This is a genomic window from Acidovorax sp. sif0632, assembly GCF_019218805.1.
Classification (GTDB): Bacteria; Pseudomonadota; Gammaproteobacteria; order Burkholderiales; family Burkholderiaceae_C; genus Acidovorax; species Acidovorax facilis.
This window is the reverse complement of record NZ_JAHUWW010000003.1, coordinates 695,773-710,169: the sequence shown is the minus strand read 5'-3', so window position 1 is coordinate 710,169 and position 14,397 is coordinate 695,773. Positions and strand designations below refer to the sequence as shown.

General features: G+C 63.9%; 10 protein-coding genes. 8 read left to right on the top strand and 2 right to left on the bottom strand.

Annotation, left to right across the window (positions count from 1 at the left end):
• The first annotated feature begins 85 nt into the window (after window positions 1-85).
• The 3 genes from glmM (at window position 86) to KW832_RS13255 (ending at window position 3,133) form a co-directional block, all read left to right on the top strand.
• Window positions 86-1,420: a phosphoglucosamine mutase gene (gene glmM, locus KW832_RS13265; RefSeq protein ID WP_218300305.1), complete on the top strand. Its 1,335-nt coding sequence runs from the start codon at window positions 86-88 to the stop codon at window positions 1,418-1,420.
• Between the two features lie 107 nt (window positions 1,421-1,527).
• Entirely contained in the window at window positions 1,528-2,070 is a 543-nt protein-coding gene (locus KW832_RS13260) for a GNAT family N-acetyltransferase (protein WP_218300304.1), read from the top strand.
• A 25-nt stretch (window positions 2,071-2,095) separates the two neighbouring features.
• On the top strand, window positions 2,096-3,133 hold the full coding sequence (locus tag KW832_RS13255; protein ID WP_218300300.1) for an amino acid ABC transporter substrate-binding protein: 1,038 nt from the start codon (window positions 2,096-2,098) through the stop codon (window positions 3,131-3,133).
• A gap of 256 nt (window positions 3,134-3,389) precedes the next feature.
• Here KW832_RS13255 and KW832_RS13250 read toward each other — a convergent pair whose 3' ends face one another.
• Both KW832_RS13250 and KW832_RS13245 read right to left on the bottom strand, forming a co-directional pair.
• Window positions 3,390-5,615 carry a bifunctional diguanylate cyclase/phosphodiesterase gene (locus KW832_RS13250; RefSeq protein WP_218300299.1) on the bottom strand — a complete coding sequence of 742 codons (2,226 nt, stop codon included), beginning with the start codon at window positions 5,613-5,615 and terminating at the stop codon, window positions 3,390-3,392.
• 135 nt (window positions 5,616-5,750) lie between these two features.
• On the bottom strand, window positions 5,751-8,633 hold the full coding sequence (locus KW832_RS13245; protein WP_255577749.1) for an EAL domain-containing protein: 2,883 nt from the start codon (window positions 8,631-8,633) through the stop codon (window positions 5,751-5,753).
• Window positions 8,634-8,922: 289 nt separating this feature from the next.
• Between KW832_RS13245 and KW832_RS13240 the strand changes: the two genes are divergently transcribed.
• Genes KW832_RS13240 through KW832_RS13220 form a run of 5 tightly spaced genes read left to right on the top strand, consistent with a single transcriptional unit; the run spans window position 8,923 to window position 14,382 of the window.
• Complete coding sequence (locus KW832_RS13240; RefSeq protein WP_121420534.1) at window positions 8,923-9,759, top strand: GNAT family N-acetyltransferase; 837 nt, start codon at window positions 8,923-8,925, stop codon at window positions 9,757-9,759.
• 44 nt (window positions 9,760-9,803) lie between these two features.
• Window positions 9,804-10,628, top strand: coding sequence for a UDP-2,3-diacylglucosamine diphosphatase (locus tag KW832_RS13235; protein WP_255577713.1), 825 nt, complete (start codon window positions 9,804-9,806; stop codon window positions 10,626-10,628).
• The gene (locus KW832_RS13230) at window positions 10,625-11,713 is read left to right on the top strand and encodes a glycosyltransferase family 1 protein (protein WP_218300294.1); all 1,089 of its coding nucleotides are present in this window, start codon (window positions 10,625-10,627) and stop codon (window positions 11,711-11,713) included. Before KW832_RS13235 ends, KW832_RS13230 begins: the two co-directional genes overlap by 4 nt.
• Window positions 11,714-11,752: 39 nt before the next feature.
• A complete protein-coding gene (gene ppk1, locus KW832_RS13225) occupies window positions 11,753-13,921 on the top strand; it encodes a polyphosphate kinase 1 (protein ID WP_255577712.1) in 2,169 nt (722 codons plus the stop codon).
• Complete coding sequence (locus tag KW832_RS13220; protein WP_055398215.1) at window positions 13,918-14,382, top strand: histidine phosphatase family protein; 465 nt, start codon at window positions 13,918-13,920, stop codon at window positions 14,380-14,382. Before ppk1 ends, KW832_RS13220 begins: the two co-directional genes overlap by 4 nt.
• Window positions 14,383-14,397: the final 15 nt, after the last annotated feature.

The window sequence follows — 14,397 nt, the reverse complement described above, 5'->3', positions numbered from 1 at the left end:
CTGGGGCGTTGTATGGATGGGCGCATGCCAGACCCTTTGGCGATGGATAACAAACAATGAGATTCACACGAGGAGACGCTAGAACATGACGCGCCAATACTTTGGAACCGATGGCATTCGTGGCACCGTCGGGCAGCCACCCATCACCCCGGATTTTGTTCTGCGCCTGGCCCATGCCGTCGGGCGAGTGTTGCGCAGGACCGAGGAGCGCCCCACGGTGCTGATCGGCAAGGACACCCGCATTTCGGGCTACATGCTGGAAAGTGCGCTGGAGTCAGGCTTCAACTCCGCGGGTGTGGATGTGGTGCTGCTGGGTCCTTTGCCCACCCCGGGCGTGGCCTACCTGACCCGCGCACAACGCGCCAGCCTGGGGGTGGTCATCAGCGCCAGCCACAACGCCTATCCCGACAACGGCATCAAGTTTTTCAGTGCACAGGGCACCAAGTTGCCCGACGCGTGGGAGCAGGCCGTGGAAGCGGCCCTGGGCGAACCCCCGGTGTGGGCCGATTCGGCCAGCCTGGGCAAGGCGCGGCGGCTCGATGACGCGGCGGGCCGCTACATTGAGTTCTGCAAGAGCACCTTTCCGCAGGACCTGACCCTCAAGGGCCTCAAGATCGTCGTCGATGCCGCGCATGGCGCGGCCTACCAGGTGGCACCCAAGGTCTTCCACGAGCTGGGTGCCGAAGTGCTGTCGATTGGCTGCTCACCCGACGGCCTCAACATCAACCACGAGGTGGGAGCCACCCATCCTGATGCGCTCGTGCGGGCCGTGCGCGCCAACCACGCCGACTATGGCATTGCGCTCGATGGCGACGCGGACCGCCTGCAGATCGTCGATGCCACGGGGCGCCTGTACAACGGCGACGAGCTTTTGTACCTGATGGCTTCGGACCGCATGGGCCGCGATGAGCATGTGCCGGGTGTCGTGGGCACCCTGATGACCAACATGGCAGTGGAGGTGGCGCTGAAGGCAAAGGGCGTGAAGTTTGTGCGGGCCAAGGTGGGCGACCGCTATGTGCTTGAAGAGCTGGCGCGGCACCAGTGGGTGCTGGGCGGCGAGGGCTCGGGCCATCTGCTGGCGCTGGACCGCCACACCACCGGCGACGGCTTGGTGAGTGCATTGCAGGTGCTGCAGGCCTGTGTGCGCAGTGGCCGCACCTTGGCGCAACTGTTGGCCGACATCACGCTCTATCCGCAGGTGCTGCTGAATGTGCGGCTGGCCCCTGGCCAGGACTGGAAGGCCAACCGCTTGCTGGCTGACACGACCCAGGCCGTCGAGCAGGAACTGGGTGCGTCAGGCCGCGTGCTGATCCGCGCGAGTGGTACCGAGCCGCTGCTGCGGGTGATGGTGGAGGCCCGTGATGCGCAAATGGCCAGTTCCTGCGCGCAAAGGTTGGCCGACGCGGCCCGTGCTGGCTGATGGTGATCCCGCCGAGAGCTCCTTCCACCGTTGGCGCGCCGCACGATCCGCTACGCTGCGGCCTTTGCCGCCGACCAGGAACCCCATAGATGCCTTCAAACACTGACATGTCTTCCACCATCACCGTCCGTTCCGTGGACTACGGCAATGCCCGCGAAGCGCGGGCGTTGGTCGAACTGCTCGACGGCTATGCAAGGGACGTGGCGGGTGGTGGCGTTCCACTGAGCGCCGAGGTCCAGCGGGGCTTGCCCGAGGCGCTGCGCCAGCGGCCGCAGGCTTTCAGCGTGATGGCCTGGGCGGCGGACGCGTCGGCGCCACACGGCGAGGTGCCCGTGGGGCTGATCAATTGCCTGGAGGGCTTTTCGACCTTTGCCTGCCGGCCTCTGGTCAACGTGCATGACGTGGTGGTGGCACCCGGCTGGCGCGGCCACCGCATCGCCCAGCGCATGCTGCACCGGGTGGAAGCGCTGGCCCGCGAGCGCGGTGCCTGCAAGCTCACGCTCGAAGTGCTTTCGGGCAACCACAGTGCAATGCGCGCGTACGAACGGGAAGGCTTTGCTGCCTACACCCTGGACCCCAGCATGGGGCAGGCGCAATTTCTGCAGAAGATGCTGGATGGGGCAGGGCCTGCGCCATTGGCGGCACCGTGAATCACCCTCCCGGAGACCTGACCGCATGAAGACAGTGTTTGGCCAGATCGCCCCAATGGGCGCCATCGTTGTGGCCGCGTTGCTGGCCGCTCCCGTGGCCCATGCGGGCAAGACTCTCGACGGTATCAGGGCGCGCGGGCAGTTGGTGTGTGGTGTCAATACCGGGCTGGCCGGGTTTGCGATGGCAGACTCCAGCGGCAAGTGGTCCGGACTTGACGTGGATGTCTGCAGGGCGATTGCAGCCGCCGTGCTGGGCGACGGCAAGAAAGTCAAGTACGTGCCTTTGGACGTGCCGCAGCGTTTCACGGCCTTGCAATCCGGCGAGGTGGACGTGCTTTCGCGCAACACCACCTTTTCGCTGGCGCGCGATGCATCGATGGGTCTGCACCAGACGGTCGTTACCTACTACGACGGCCAGGGTTTCATGGTGCCTGCCAAGAGCAAGATCAGGAGCATCCGCCAGCTCAAGGGACAGACCGTATGTGTGCAGTCGGGCACTACCACCGAAAAAAACCTGGCCGACTATTCCCGTGCCAACGGCCTCGACATCAAACCCGTGATGTTTGAGAAGGTAGATGCTGCAACGGCCGCCTATCTGGCGGGGCGGTGCACCGCATTCACCACCGATGCATCGGGCCTGGCAGCCTTGCGCAGCGGTGTTTCGCAAGGTGCGGCAATGCACACGATCTTGCCGGAACTCATCTCCAAGGAACCCCTGGGGCCCTTGGTGCGGCGGGGCGACGACGAGTGGTTTGCCGTGGTCAAGTGGGTGATCTACGGCCTGATCGAAGCCGAAGAGTATGGTGTGACGCAAGCCAATGCGGATTCGCTGAAAGCCAGCAGCGCCCACCCGGTGGTGCAGCGCATGGTGGGTACTGCGGAAGACACTGGAAAGCTCCTGGGGCTGGACCGGGACTGGTTGCTGCGCGCCCTCAAGACAACCGGGAACTACGGCGAGATTTTCGAGCGCAACGTCGGCCAGAAGTCGGCGCTGGGGCTGCCGCGCGGCCTCAACAACCTGTGGAGCAAGCAGGGCCTGATGTACGCGTTTCCGATCCGCTGAACTGCGCTTGCAGGGACCGACCTGGGCGACGATGCATGGGGTGCTGACTGCTGAAAGCCCGCACAGCCCCAGGAGCCTCGGTCCTGCAGATTGGGTGTATTTGCTACTTAATTTATAGCTGCTTGCGCTTTTCCATCAAGCGCTAGGCCCGGTTTTCATGCTATTTTCGAGCCGATGGGCTGCTGTCCCTTCTGTGTCCACCGGTGCATTCCTTGGCCGCTGCACGAGCCCTTAGACCAGCATGGGGCAGTGTCGGTCAATGCAACTGCCGCCGCATGAAGGCTTCCAGCTCGGGCGCGGACAGCGGCATGCTGAAGTGGTAGCCCTGCGCCTCGTCGCACCCTTGTTCGCGCAGGTAGGCCAGTTGACCTTCGGTCTCCACGCCTTCGGCCGTGGTGCGCATGCCCAGCGCCTGGGCCATGCGGATGATGGCGCTGACGATGGCGCGGTCGTTGCCGTCATCACCCAGGTCGCGCACGAACGACTGGTCGATCTTGAGCTTGAAGATCTGAAAGCGCTTGAGCTGGCTCAGCGATGAGTAGCCGGTGCCAAAGTCGTCCATCGACATGCGCACGCCGCGTGCGTGCAACTGGTCCATGGTGGCCACGGCAGCATGGGGGTCGTCCACGGCCACGCCCTCGGTCAGCTCCAGCTCCAGGGAGTCGGGCGGCAGCCCGAACTCGGCCAGCATGCGGCTCACCAGCTCCGGCAGCTGCGGCTGGCGAAACTGGATGGCTGACAGGTTCACGGCCATCGTCAGGTGGGGGAATCCGTTCGTGCGCCAGGTTTTGAGCTGTGACAGCGCCGTGCGCAGCACCCATTCCCCAATCTGCAGGATCTGCCCGCTGTCTTCGGCAATGGGAATGAACTCTGCCGGCGATACTGCGCCCAGCTGCGGGTGTTGCCAGCGCAGCAATGCCTCCACGCTGCGCACGGAGCCGTTGGTCAGGCTCATCTGCGGCTGGTAGTGCAGGTGGAACTGGTTGCGCTCCAGCGCACGCCGCAGGGCGTTTTCAAGCTGCAAGGCGCGCACCGACTGCGCCTGCATCTCGGGGGTAAAGAACTTGAAGGTGTTGCGCCCGTCGAGCTTGGCGCGGTACATGGCCACATCGGCCGACTGTGTCAGCGTGTCGAAGTCCGTGCCATCCTGCGGGAACAGCGCGATGCCCATGGACGGCGCCATGGTCAGTTCGTGGTGGTCAATCTGGTAGTGCTGGCGCGATGCCTCCTGCAGCTTGCCGGCCACGCGGGCGGCGCCATGGGCATTGGCGCCCGGCAGCAGCAAAATGAACTCGTCGCCGCCCAGGCGCGACACGGTGTCCTTGTCGCGCACCACGGCCCGCAGCCGCTTGGCGATCTCCACGAGCAGGGTATCGCCCACGCGGTGGCCCAGCGAGTCGTTCACATGCTTGAAGTGGTCCAGGTCCAGGAAGATCAGGGCCAGCGGCGTGTTGCCCTCCTGGGCGACGCGGATGGCCTCCTGCGCCCGTTCTGCCAGCAGCGTGCGGTTGGGCAGGCCTGTCAGGGCGTCGTAGTGGGCCAGCCAGTAGATGCGCTCCTGATCGGCCTTGCGGTCGTTGATCTCACGGTGCAGGTTGTCCACGGTCTCGCGCAGTTCGCGGGTGCGGTCCTGCACCTGCCTTTCCAGGTCTTCGTGGGCACTGGCAAGCACGGCCTGCGCCTGCTTGCGCTCCGTGATGTCCATCGTGATCCAGATGGAACCCTGCGATGGATCGGCTGGGTCGATGGACTTGCTGCGCACCTCGCAGATCACGGGGGTCCCATCCTTGCGGCACAGCTCCAGCTCGCCCTCGTAGGAGTGGCCGGCGGCCAGCTGCGGATAGCATCGGCGGCCGACCTCTTCCCACGCAGCGTCGCTGGCGTACCACCGGCGCGAGGGGCTGCCCACCAGTTCACCCGGCTCGTAGCCCAGCATCTGCTCAAAGTGGTGGTTGCAGCGGGTCAGGCGCCGGTCGCGCAGGAACACGATCCCCACCATCGCGCTGTCAAAGAGCAGCTGCTTTTCACGCACCGCTGCGCCCAGTGCTGCCTGCGCACGCTTTTGCTCGTCGATGTCGTCCAGAATCCAGATGGAACCTTCGGCTGTGTCGTGAGTGTTGATGAGCCGCCCGGTCAGGCTGCCCCAGAACAGGCTGCCGTCGCGCCGGCGCAGCTGGCGCTCGACGCGGAACGCCTGGCCCTGGGCTAGGACCGGGTAGGCGGTGCGGCCCAGATCGCGAAACGCCTCGCGCGAAGGGTAGAAGGTTTCGGTGTTCAGCCCGACCAGGCTCTCGGGGCTGGCATGGCCAAAAATTTCTGCATACCGCTGGTTGCAGCGCACCACACTGCGCTGGCGCAGGAACACAATGCCTACGCCCGCACTGTCGAGCAGGGTTTGCTGTTCGCGCAGCGCGCGTTGCAAGGGAGTGTCGGTGGCAACTCCAGGACGCTGCGATTCTGGAGTGCTGTACGGCGCAAACATGGAGACCGGTACGGGCTGTAGGGCCTGGCGGCCTGGGTAATTTGTACCAAAGTGTAGCAGCGCTCCCTTACAAGCCCATGTGGGCACCTTCGGTAACCGCCGCAATGCCGCCCGCAACCAACGGCGCGCAAGTGCCTAGCCTGACGACGACGACTGCTGCTCCTGCTGCTGGCGCAAGTAGGCCTCGAAGGCATCCGCGGGCAGGGGGCGACTGAAGTAAAAGCCCTGCGCTTCGTCGCAGCCCTGCGCACGCAGAAATTCGAGCTGCCCGTCGGTCTCCACCCCCTCTGCCGTGGTTTGCATACCCAGCGCCTGCGCCATGCGGATGATGGCGCTCACGATGGCGCGGTCGTTGGCATCCTCTTCGAGGTCGCGTACAAACGATTGGTCGATCTTGAGTTTGTAGATCTGAAAACGCTTGAGGTAGCTCAGCGATGAGTACCCAGTGCCAAAGTCATCCATCGACAGGCGCACGCCCCGGTCGTGCAGCTGGTCCATCATCGCCAGTGCGGCGGCGGGATCGTCCACGGCGGCACCCTCCGTCAGCTCCAGCTCCAGCCTGCGGGCAGGCAGGCCAGCCTGTTCCAGGCAGCGGGTCACCATCTCGGGCAACTGGGGGTGCCTGAATTGCACGGCGGAAACGTTCACGGAAACGGCCCGCAGGGGCAGGTGCAGATCCAGCCAGCGTTTGGTGTCCCTCACCGCTGTGTGGATGACCCATTCGCCAATTGCCACGATCATGCCGCTGCTCTCGGCCACGGGGATGAACTCGGCTGGCGACACCAGGCCCAGTTCGGGATGGCGCCAGCGCAGCAGGGCTTCGGCACCCACCACCTGGCGCGTGGTGAGCGAGACCTGCGGCTGGTAGTGCAGCTCAAACTGGTTGCGCTCCAGCGCACGGCGCAGCGCATTTTCGATCTGGAGGGCACGGGCGGTGCGGGCTTCAAGATCGGCGGTGAAGAATCCGTACCGGTTGCGTCCGTTCTGCTTGGCACGGTACATGGCGGCGTCTGCCCGCTGGTACAGCGTGTCGAACGATTCCCCGTCGGCCGGGTACATCGCAATGCCGACCGACAAGGTGGTGGTGAGTTCGTAGGGGTCAATCTGGAAGGGCTGGGCCACGGCGGCCAGCAGCTGCGTGGCCATTTCGGCGGCGGCAGCGGCGGAAGTGGCGGGGAGCAGCAGCAGGAATTCGTCCCCACCCAGGCGCGAAACCGTGTCCTGGGGCCTCAGGAGAGACTGAAGCCTTTGTGCGACAGCCACGAGCAGGATGTCGCCGATTCTGTGGCCCAGCGAATCATTGACATTCTTGAAGTGGTCCAGGTCCAGAAACAGCATGGCCAGCGTACCGCCGCGCGCCTGCTCGTCGGCAATGTGGCGGTGGGCGCGTTCCGCCAGGAGCGCGCGGTTGGGAAGGTTGGTGAGCGGGTCGAAGTGGGCCAGCCGTTGAATGCGGTCCTGGGCCTCTCGCTGCTGGGTGATGTCGCGGAACAGCGTGATGGAATGCGTGACAACGCCATTGCCGTCTCGCACGCTGCTGACCGACAGCCACTGCGGGTAGGTGGATGCATCCTTGCGGCGCCCCCAGGCCTCGCCCTCCCAGCTTCCGCCCTGCGGCAACTGTGCGTAGACGGTATCGGCGTGGAAGTCATCGTCGGCTCCGGCGACCGTGAGCAGACGCACGGACCGTCCTACCGCTTCGGCTTCCGTGTACCCGGTGATCCGTGTGAATGCCCGGTTGATGCGCACGATGGTATGCGCCGCGTCTGCAATCACGATGGCTTCACTGCTCTGGTCAAACACCTGGGCGGTGAGCTGCAACTGCTCCTGGGACCGCTTGCGTTCGGTGATGTCTCGCGACAGCACAATGAACCTGGGCTTTGCGCTGGGGGAGGTGGCCTTGCGCGCCGCAGACAACTCAAACCAGGTGGCGCCCAGACTGGGCAGATCAAGCACGATCTGCCGTCCGGTGGACCAGCCCTGGGCGTGGGCTTCGTTCAGCACGTCCATCACCGACAGTGCGGCCACCGCAGGCAGTACCTCGGTCACGTTGTGCCCGACCAGCATGTCTGCGGGTGCCATGAGCAACTCAGCGCGCTGGCTGTGCACGCTGCAGTACAGGCCGTCCAGGTCAAGCTCGAAAAGCGGGTCCGGGATGGCATCGACGGTGGCACGCAACTGCTGCTGGGTGGCCTGGATCTCCGAGGTGCGCTGCGCCACCTGGTAGGCCAGACCGCGCTCATGCGCCTTCAGCTCGAAAAGCAGCCGGGCGAGGTAGGTCATCAGCAGCGCAAACAGCAAGGCCACCGCGCATCGCATGGCCAGCACGCCCGGGTCTCCCCAGCCTTTGATGGGGACCAGGCTCAACGTCCATTGTCCGTTGGGGAGCGTCAATGAACGGCCCACGGCGTCGGGGCCAGCGGGTGGGGTCGAGGCTGCGATCGTCTGTTCTTCCCCCGTGTCGGGCCGGATGCGCCACAACCTGTAGTGGTATCCCCGCTGGGTCAATTGCGGCAGTCGGGCGGCCGCCAGCACCTCGGGCAATCGGATGGTGACGTAGGTGAAGCCCCAAAAGGCACGGTGGCCCTGTGTGTCTTCCAGATAAACAGGCTGGCGCCCCACCACTCCCAAGCCACCTTGCACCAGTTCCATGGGGCCGGCCAGGGTCAGTCGGCCTGATTCCCGTGCCCTGGCGGATTCGGGTCCTTGGCGTGGGTCATTGAGCTGATCGAAGCCGACGGAGTTTTCGTTGCCCTGGCGCGGAACTACGTGCCTGACCACCCCGTTGGGTGACAGCCCCATGGCGGCGATGCCCGGATAGAACGGCAGCATCTGGGTGCCGATCTCTTCAAACTGCGTTACCTGGCCTTTTCCCTGGCGCACGAGGGCCACCAGGGCGTTGTTGGCCGACAGGGCCAGCTCGATGGCGCGTTGCAGGGCCTGCACATGGTCGCCCGCCATGTCCGCCACCTGGGTGCGCTGTTGTGCATGCTCCTGGCGCTCCAGCGCCCACACCATCACCCCTGCGCACAGCGCCGCCAGAACAAACACGACCAGTGGGCCCGTAACAGGGCTCCGGGGGCGAGCGGGGGAGGGGGCATGCACGGTGCGGGTTCCTGAATCAATTATGCAGTCCGTACGATGGCGAGCGTTGGTGCTTCTGCCTGAACGGCTGTCACGGCATTGACACGCCTCCGACATGGCGACGTCACGTCCCAATTCCACACTTGCTCGCAGGGAAAAAAGATTCCCGGCCATGGTTGGTGCCTTCAGCCCAACCCATCCTCATGCAAGGAGATGTTGCACCATGAACGAACTGTCCACCTTGACACCACCGCTGTCTGCCGAAGTTGCTTCCCCGAGAGTGCTTCAAGGGGTGGGCGCTTTGACGGGTGCTGCGCATCCGATGCCGGAACGCGGCGCTATTGAGGTGGCCTGGGCGCGCCATGAAGATGAAGTGCGCCAGGCGCAGCGGCTGCGGTTCGACGTGTTTGCGGCGGAAATGGGCGCTCGATTGACGACACCCATTGCGGGCCATGACGTGGACCTTTTTGACGACTACTGCGAGCACCTGTTGGTGCGCGATGTCCAGAGCCAGCAAGTCATTGGGACTTACAGGGTGCTCACTCCGGCCCAGGCCCGGCGCGTCGGCGGTACCTACAGCGATACCGAGTTTGACCTGACGCGGCTGCGCTCGCTGCGCCCCCGCATGGTGGAATTGGGGCGCAGCTGTGTGCACCCCGACCACCGCCACGGCGGAGTGATCATGGCTTTGTGGAGCGCGCTGGCGGACTTTATGGTGCGCAACCAGTTGGACACGATGATCGGTTGCGCAAGCATCCCCATGCTTCACAACGGTGTTGTCAGCGGCGATGCGGCCGCCAGCATCTGGCAGCAGGTGCGAAAGACACACCTTGCCCCCATCGAATACCACGTGCTTCCCCGTTTGCCCTTGCCCGTGGAGCAACTCGACGGATCCATCACGGTGGAGCCACCAGCGCTGATCAAAGGCTACCTGCGGCTCGGGGCCCGCGTGCTGGGCGCGCCGGCTTGGGATCCAGACTTCAACACGGCAGACCTGCCGATGCTGATGCGCCTGGCGGACCTGCATCCTCGCTATCGCAAGCATTTTCTGGGGGCTTGATGCGCGCCGCATTCGATGCCCTGGGACCCTGGATGGAGCCATCCATGGGCCACGAGGACGCGGCCGAAGACGCACATGCCTGCGCTGCTGGTCATCGTCGGTACCGCGCGGTCTTTATTTCTGATCTGCATCTGGGCACGCCGGGTTGCCAGGCGGTTGCGTTGCTGGACTTTCTCAAGCACCACCCCAGCGATCACCTCTACCTTGTGGGCGACATCGTCGATGGCTGGCAACTGCGCCGAAAGTGGTTCTGGCCACAGGCCCACAACGATGTGGTGCAAAAGCTGCTGCGCCGTGCGCGCAAGGGGTGCCGGGTGGTGTTTGTGCCGGGCAACCATGACGAATTTGCCCGCGCGTTCGTAGGCCACTCGTTTGGAGGCATCGAGGTGCGGGCCGATGCGGTGCACACCACGGCGGATGGCCGCAGCCTCTGGGTCACGCACGGCGACCATTTTGATGGAGTCATCCAGTGCGCCAAGTGGCTGGCGTATCTGGGCGACAACCTTTATGAATTCACGCTCAAGCTCAACCGGTATCTCAACACACTGCGCGCCCGCATGGGCCTGCCCTACTGGTCTTTGTCGGCTTACCTGAAAGGCAAGGTCAAAAAGGCCCTGAACTACGTCACCGACTTTGAAGTGGCTGTTGCGGCTGAAGCACGCCGCAGGGGGCATGACGGCGTCGTGTGCGGCCATATCCACCGTGCCGAGATGCGCGAGATCGGTGGGACGCTTTACTGCAATGACGGCGACTGGGTGGAAAGCCACACCGCCTTGGTCGAGCACATGGACGGCAGGCTGGAACTGTTGCAGTGGCCGGCTTCTCCTGTCGCCAATATTTCCCGGGCCGAGTCGGCTGCCGTTGTATGAAAATTGCCTTGTTGACAGACGCTTGGCTGCCCCAGGTCAATGGGGTGGTTACCACCTTGCTGGAACTGGTGCAGGAGCTTGAAGCGGCCGGGCACGAGGTGCAGGTGCTGCACCCCGGCCAGTTCGCAACCCGTCCGTGCCCCGGCTATCCTGGCATCGACTTGGCAGTGCGCCCGGCGAAGCGGGTGACGACGATGCTGGACGCGATGAAACCCGATGCCATTCACCTCGCCACGGAAGGGCCGTTGGGCTGGGCAGGGCGCCGCTATTGCCTGCGCAAGGGGTTGGCATTCACTACCGCTTTCCACACGCGATTTCCGGAAATACTGCATGCAGCGCTGCGCGTGCCACTGCGATGGGGGTATGCGCTGTTCAGGCACTTTCACCAGCCATCTTCGGGGGTGATGGTGCCTACGCAAGGCGTTTTGCAGATGCTGGAGCGACGGGGCTTTCGCAATCTGCGCCCATGGACCCATGGGGTGGACACACGGGCTTTTCCGTTCCACGGTGCAACCATCCAGAGCCCGCTCACGGGTGCTTTGGCGCACCCCGTCTCCTTGTATGTCGGGCGGATTTCGTACGAGAAAAACATCGAAGCTTTCCTCCTGCTGGACATACCAGGCTCCAAGGTGGTGTGCGGGGTCGGTCCACTGGAAGCTCGCCTCAAGGCTAAGTATCCGCAGGTCCGTTGGCTGGGCATCCTGGACCGTGCCGCGCTGGCGCAGGTATATGCGGCTGCGGATGTGTTTGTGTTTCCCAGCCGGTCAGAAACCTTCGGCTTGGTCATGCTGGAGGCAATGGCCTGCGGGACGCCGGTGGCCGCCTACCCTGAGGACGGCCCGATGGAGGTTCTGGGGGCGCATTCAGGTCAGCCGCCCAGAGGGGGCGTGCTGCACAACGATTTGCTCGTGGCAAGCCAGCAGGCACTGGCGATACCCCGGTCCGAAGCGCGCGCACGGGCACTCGATTTCACCTGGGCGCATGCCGCCCGGCTGTTCGAGCAGTATCTGGTTCCAGCCCAAGCGCAGGGCTCGCCTCGTGTGACGGTCACAAAATCTGTCACATCTTTGTCATCTGGGCGTTAAATACTGCTGCCATCCTGCACTAGCCGCGTTTGCGTACCCATGTTGCCTTTGCCTTCCGATGATGCTCTCGTGCATGCCAACGCCTCCCTGTCGCCGGACAGTGGCACGAGCGGAGGATCCTCACAGTCCGCCAGCGCGCCCCCTCACATGTTTCTGGACAGGGACCACAGCATCCTGGCTTTCAACGAGCGTGTTTTCGACTGGGCTGTGAGGCCGGATGTGCCGCTACTGGAACGATTGCGATATCTGTGCATCGTGTCGTCCAATCTCGACGAATTTTTTGAGGTCCGTGCTGCGCCGCACATTACCGCTGCTCAAAAAGGTGAGACCAAAGGGCTCTATTCGACGGCATCGTTCGAAGCCATGGCCGCCAAAATACACAGCCTGGTGGAGCGGCAATACGCGCTGTACAACGAGTCCCTGGTGCCTGCGTTTGCCGCGCACGGGATTCGCATCGTGGGGTATGGCGAGCGATCACCCGCCCAAAAGCGCTGGGTCCACGACTATTTTGTGAACGAGGTCCGGCCACTGCTGATTCCAGTGGGGCTGGATCCGGCCCATCCGTTTCCACAGGTGGCCAACAAATCGCTGAACTTCATTGTTCGCCTGAAGGGTCACGACGCTTTCGGCAGGGAGAACGAGATTGCCATCGTCAAGGTGCCGCGTGCGCTGCCAAGGCTGATCCGCATGCCCGCCCGCGTGGCGCCTGGGGAGGCTCTTTTCGTGAGCCTCTCCAGCATTGTTCGCGCGCATCTGGAGGATCTTTTCCCGGGGCGGGAGGTCACGGAATTCTCGCAGTTCCGCGTGACGCGCCATTCCGATTTGGCACTGGACGAAGAGGATGTGCGCAACCTGCGGACAGCCCTTCGCCAGGGCTTGCAACACCGGCACTATGGGCAGGCGGTACGGCTGGAGGTGTCCTCCGGGTGTTCGCAGTTTTTGTCGGATTTTCTGTTGGCGCAGTTTGCTTTGCCGGCTGCTGCTTTGTACCGGGTGCATGGCCCAGTGAACCTGGTGCGTTTGACGCAACTGGTGGATCTGGTGGATGCGCCGGACCTGCTCTTTCCGCCCTGGAATTCCGCGTGGCCCCGGCAGCTGCAATCCGGCGTGTCCATCCTGGAACAACTGCGCAAGCACGATGTGCTGATCCACCAGCCGTTCGAGAGTTTTGACGGGCTCCTTGCCTTTTTGCGTGAAGCCGTCAATGACCCTGATGTGCTTGTCATCAAACAGACCATCTACCGCACCGGCGCGGACTCCGAACTTATGGACCTGCTCACCGAGGCCGTACGCCGTGGCAAAGAGGTCATGGCGGTGGTGGAACTCAAGGCGCGCTTTGATGAAGAGGCCAATATCAACTGGGCCGAGGCCCTGGAGTCGATTGGCGCCCAAGTGGTCTATGGCGTAGTGGGTCTCAAGACGCACGCCAAGATGCTGCTGGTTACGCGCAGGGAAGGGCGAAAACTGCGGCGCTACGGGCACCTATCCACGGGCAACTACAACGTACGTACTGCACGGCTGTATACCGATCTGAGCTACCTTACGGCCGATGAAGAAACCACCGCCGACATGGACGGGGTGTTCAATCACCTTGCGAGCCAGAACCGCCCGCCCAAGCTGCGCAAGCTGATGCTGGCTCCGTTCCATCTGCACCGGCGAATGCTGGAGAAAATCGAACAAGTGGGTCTGGCGGCCAGCCGGGGAGAGGATGCGCGGATCGTGGCCAAGATGAATGCCCTGACCGACGAGGCCCTGATGCGTGCTCTGATCGTGGCCGGCCAGCGCGGTGCGCGCATTGATCTTATCGTGCGGGGAGCTTGCATGCTGGCAGCCCAGGTGCCCGGGGTGACCGACAACATCCGTGTACGGTCGGTGATCGGCCGCTTCCTGGAGCACACACGTGTCTTCTACTTCCGCAGCGGGGGGGAGGAAGATCTGTACCTTTCCAGCGCCGACTGGATGAACCGCAACATGATGCGGCGTGTGGAGTTGGCCTGGCCTGTGACAGACCCGCGCCTGCGGCAGCAGATTGTGGACGAGTGCCTGGTCGCCTATTTGCATGACGACCGGGATGCATGGACGCTGAACGCTGACGGCTCCTACAGCCGAGCCCCCCGTCCGCAGGATGGGTTGGGTGCCCAGAACGCTTTAATGGTTCGCTACGGTCCAGCCCCGTCGGGGACGCGCATGGACCAGGGGGCGGCATGATGGACCTCATCCTGTGGCGCCATGCGGAGGCAGAGGAGCTCGCAGAGGCGGGTGATGATCTGGCGAGGGCCTTGACGTCGCGCGGGGAAAAGCAGGCAGCGCGCATGGCGGCCTGGCTGGACCGGCAATTGCCCGAGGGCTTGCGCGTGCTTGCCAGTCCGGCCCGGCGCACCGAGCAAACGGCCAACGCCCTGGGGCGCAAGTTCAAGATGCGCGCCGAGCTGTTACCTGGTGGAACGCCGCAAGATCTGCTGGACCTTGTGCAGTGGCCGCGCGCCAAGGGGACGGTGCTGGTTGTGGGCCATCAACCCATGCTGGGCCAGACCATTGCGCAGCTGATGGGGCTGCAGGCTTCGGAATGCGCTGTGCGCAAGGGAGCTGTCTGGTGGTTGAGGCAGCGGCAGCGGCTGGATCAGAGCCAGACCTTGTTGATCACCGTCCAGTCCCCCGAGTTTCTTTGAGACCTGTTGTGCCGA

Excerpts from the sequence above, each read along its gene's own strand:
- glmM (WP_218300305.1), top strand. The coding sequence starts at position 86 with ATGACGCGCCAATACTTTGGAACCGATGGCATTCGTGGCACCGTCGGG.
- KW832_RS13260 (WP_218300304.1), top strand. The coding sequence starts at position 1,528 with ATGTCTTCCACCATCACCGTCCGTTCCGTGGACTACGGCAATGCCCGC.
- KW832_RS13255 (WP_218300300.1), top strand. The coding sequence starts at position 2,096 with ATGAAGACAGTGTTTGGCCAGATCGCCCCAATGGGCGCCATCGTTGTG.
- KW832_RS13250 (WP_218300299.1), bottom strand. The coding sequence starts at position 5,615 with ATGTTTGCGCCGTACAGCACTCCAGAATCGCAGCGTCCTGGAGTTGCC.
- KW832_RS13245 (WP_255577749.1), bottom strand. The coding sequence starts at position 8,633 with ATGGTGTGGGCGCTGGAGCGCCAGGAGCATGCACAACAGCGCACCCAG.
- KW832_RS13240 (WP_121420534.1), top strand. The coding sequence starts at position 8,923 with ATGAACGAACTGTCCACCTTGACACCACCGCTGTCTGCCGAAGTTGCT.
- KW832_RS13235 (WP_255577713.1), top strand. The coding sequence starts at position 9,804 with ATGGGCCACGAGGACGCGGCCGAAGACGCACATGCCTGCGCTGCTGGT.
- KW832_RS13230 (WP_218300294.1), top strand. The coding sequence starts at position 10,625 with ATGAAAATTGCCTTGTTGACAGACGCTTGGCTGCCCCAGGTCAATGGG.
- ppk1 (WP_255577712.1), top strand. The coding sequence starts at position 11,753 with ATGTTGCCTTTGCCTTCCGATGATGCTCTCGTGCATGCCAACGCCTCC.
- KW832_RS13220 (WP_055398215.1), top strand. The coding sequence starts at position 13,918 with ATGATGGACCTCATCCTGTGGCGCCATGCGGAGGCAGAGGAGCTCGCA.